The organism is Alterirhizorhabdus solaris (assembly GCF_007785815.1).
Lineage (GTDB): Bacteria > Pseudomonadota > Alphaproteobacteria > Sphingomonadales > Sphingomonadaceae > Alterirhizorhabdus > Alterirhizorhabdus solaris.
This window is the reverse complement of record NZ_VNIM01000192.1, coordinates 1-2,443: the sequence shown is the minus strand read 5'-3', so window position 1 is coordinate 2,443 and position 2,443 is coordinate 1. Positions and strand designations below refer to the sequence as shown.

General features: G+C 73.0%; 3 protein-coding genes. 2 read left to right on the top strand and 1 reads right to left on the bottom strand.

The features are described from left to right. Positions 1-391: 391 nt before the first annotated feature. Entirely contained in the window at positions 392-1,045 is a 654-nt protein-coding gene (locus FOY91_RS21135) for an arylesterase (RefSeq protein ID WP_420822903.1), read from the bottom strand. 19 nt (positions 1,046-1,064) lie between these two features. Here FOY91_RS21135 and FOY91_RS21130 point away from each other — a divergent pair, with 19 nt between their 5' ends. Both FOY91_RS21130 and FOY91_RS21125 read left to right on the top strand, forming a co-directional pair. Beyond that, complete coding sequence (locus tag FOY91_RS21130; protein ID WP_145156012.1) at positions 1,065-1,781, top strand: ABC transporter ATP-binding protein; 717 nt, start codon at positions 1,065-1,067, stop codon at positions 1,779-1,781. Then, on the top strand, positions 1,778-2,443 hold a 666-nt coding region (locus FOY91_RS21125; protein ID WP_203234667.1), incomplete at its 3' end, for an ABC transporter permease. The genes FOY91_RS21130 and FOY91_RS21125, both read left to right, overlap by 4 nt.

The following is a 2,443-nucleotide window of genomic DNA, read 5'->3' as shown; positions in this document are numbered from 1 at the left end:
CGCATTCGCCGCCAGCTGAAGATGTGTATAAAAGCCGGTCTCCACCTTTCCCGTCGGTGACAAGACGAGCGGTCCGCCCCGTTCCGCCCCCACCGCGGATAAACCGAGCCAATGCGGTCGCTGAGGGGGGGCGCACCATGGGCCCCGCGTGACCGGTGATGCTCCCCAGCCTAAGGTGGTCGCGACGCCAACTGGTCCGCGGGGGGGTGTTGGGCCGGCCCGGCACCGCCACGGAGGGCCGCGCCGACAAGCCGGCGGGCACGACCGCCGGCCGGGGGGGGGGCCGCCCCGCCGGTCCCCCCGCCGAAACGCCGGGCGCCCGCCGCCGTGGAGGCGCGGCCTGGGCTGAGAGAAACCCCCGCCGGTCCTGCGACCGGCGGGGTTTTTCATGTCAGCGCGCCAGTGCCGCCTTCACCCTGGGCGTGATCCCGCGCACGATCACCCCCACGCCGCGTGCGGTCGGGTGCAGCCCGTCCGGCAGGGTCAGCCCACGCTGGCCGGTCACGCCGTCGAGGAAGAAGGGGTAGAGGCCGGCGCGGTACTTCCCCGCCAGCGTCGGATACATGCCCTCGAACCCGGCCACATAGGCGCGGCCCATGTTGGGGGCGGAACGCATGCCCGCCAGCAGCACCGGGATGCGCCGCCGCTGCAACTCGCCGAGGATCGCATCGAGGTTGCCGCGCGCCTGTGCCACCGGCAGCCCGCGCAGCATGTCGTTGGCGCCCAGTTCGACGATGGCGAGATCGGGTTTCGCCTTCAGCGCGTTCAGCACCCACGCCAGCCGCGCCTTGCCGCCCGCCGTGGTATCGCCCGACACCCCGGCATTGTGCACCCGCGCGGCCACGCCCTGCCGACGCAGGCTCGCTTCGAGCTGGGCGGGGAACGACTCGTTCGGTTTCAGCCCGTAGCCGGCGGTCAGGCTGTCGCCGAACGCCAGCACCAGCTTGTCGGCCGCCAGCGCCGGGGCCGCGCCCGCCAGCGAAAGCGCGCCCGCGACATGGACAAGTGCCCGCCGCCACCCATATGACCGAAGCCATTCGCGCAATTGGAATTCCCTTCTGTCGATCTCAGCCCCCGATATCGTCATCGATGCCCGCGATGTCACCCTGTCGCTCGGCAAGGGGCCGGCGCGGGTGGAGATATTGCGCGGGATCGACCTTACCGTCCGCCGGGGCGATACGCTCGCGCTGCTCGGGCCGTCCGGCTCGGGCAAGTCCTCGCTGATGGCGGTGCTGTCCGGGCTGGAGCGGGCGAGCGGGGGCACGATCCATGTGGCCGGCGCCGATTTTGGCACACTCGGCGAGGACCAGCTGGCGCTGGCGCGGCGCGGGCGGATCGGCATCATCCTGCAGGCCTTCCACCTGTTGCCGACGATGACCGCGCTGGAGAATGTCGCGGTGCCGCTGGAACTGGCCGGCCATGCCGACGCCTTCGCACTGGCCCGCGCGGAACTGGACGCGGTGGGCTTGCGTCATCGCACCGGCCATTATCCGATGCAGCTTTCCGGCGGCGAGCAGCAGCGCGTGGCGATCGCCCGCGCCACCGCCTGCCACCCCGCGCTGATCTTCGCCGACGAGCCGACCGGCAACCTCGATGCCGCCACCGGCGAGACGATCATGGATCTGCTGTTCGCCCGCCAGCGCGAGACCGGCGCGACGCTGGTGATGATTACCCACGACGCGGCGCTGGCGACGCGCTGCGACCGCACCGTCACCCTGCGCGACGGGCGAATCGTGGCGGACGCGCCGTCGGGCGACCCCTTGTCGGGCGACCCGGCTTGAGCCTCGCCTGGCGGCTGGCGCTGCGGGAACTGCGCGGCGGTATCGCCGGGCTGCGGCTGCTGGCGCTGTGCCTGTTCCTCGGCGTGGCGGCGATCGCGGGGGTGGGCAGTCTGTCGTCCTCCATCCTCGGTGCACTGGAAGGGCGCGGGCGCGTGCTGCTGGGCGGCGACGTGCAGTTCCAGACGGTGCAGCGTCGCGCCGACCCGGCCGAGCGCGCCGCCTTCGACCGGCTTGGCCGCGTGTCGGAGACGGTGCGGATGCGGGCGATGGCCTCGCGCACCGACGGCGCGGAGGCGGTTCTGGCCGAGCTGAAGGGGGTGGATGACGCCTATCCGCTTTATGGCACGCTGAAACTGGCGCCCGGGGCGCTGACAGCGCGGCCCACCGGCGCGAGCGTGGCGATCGCCCCGGCGCTGGCCGAACGGCTGCGCGTGCGCGTGGGCGACAGCATCCGCATCGGCGAGGCGCGGCTGCGCGTGATCGGGCTGATCGCGGACGAGCCGGACCGGCTGAGCGAGGGCTTCACCCTTGGCCCGGTGGCGCTGGCCGACATGGCGGGCATCCGCGCCACCGGGCTGGTGCAGCCGGGCAGCCTGTTCAACACGCGCTACCGCGTGCGCCTGCCCGCCGCCGCCGATCCGCAGGCCACCGCCGCCGGCATC